At 66.4% G+C, this 616-nt stretch carries 1 protein-coding gene; it reads right to left on the minus strand.

The window, feature by feature from the left end; genetic code table 11:
* Positions 1–616, minus strand: a 616-nt coding sequence (locus EXE42_RS16390) for a DUF955 domain-containing protein (protein ID WP_137707001.1), incomplete at both ends; no start/stop codon positions are given.

Raw genomic sequence — 616 nt, forward strand, 5'->3', positions numbered from 1 at the left:
CGGTCTGACCCGTCTCCCGAATCCGTTCACACCGGGTGAGGAGCCGATCAGGATCGTCATCACTCCACGCCGCGAGATACCGCGCTGACCCGTCCATCTCGAGTCCGAAGTGTCGCCCAACAATGTACGCGACCGCCTCGGCCTCCAGTTCACGGGCAGTCTGGTCGGCCGCGTCGGCTGCGTCATGGAGTAGTGCGTGGGCGTACTCGTGGACACACGTCCCAACCATCGCCGCGGGGTCGTCGTGACGCACCTCGATGTGGGGCACCTCGTCGTCGTGGCGACACACACCGGCAGCGTCGCCGTGCGGCCACGCAGTCGCCGCAATAATCTCAACGGTCACGCCAAGATCGGCTGCGGCATCGACGACAGCCGGGAACAGGTCCCCGGCCGCGCCGCTGGCGGCCGTCTCCAACTCGGGAAGCGGCTCGCCCTCAGTCTGGGAGACGTCGAACACGGGCACGGGCTTGAAGCCGACCACACCCTCGTCCCACTCCTCCGAGGGCGTCTCGTTGTACTCACAGTCGCTGTCAGCATGGTAGGAGGGACTATTTCCACAGGCGGGACACTGCGGCGAGATCAGCGGCGCCCAGATCCAGATGGCGGATTCCCCCTC

Source organism: Halorubrum sp. SP3, from assembly GCF_005435195.1.
GTDB lineage: Archaea > Halobacteriota > Halobacteria > Halobacteriales > Haloferacaceae > Halorubrum > Halorubrum sodomense.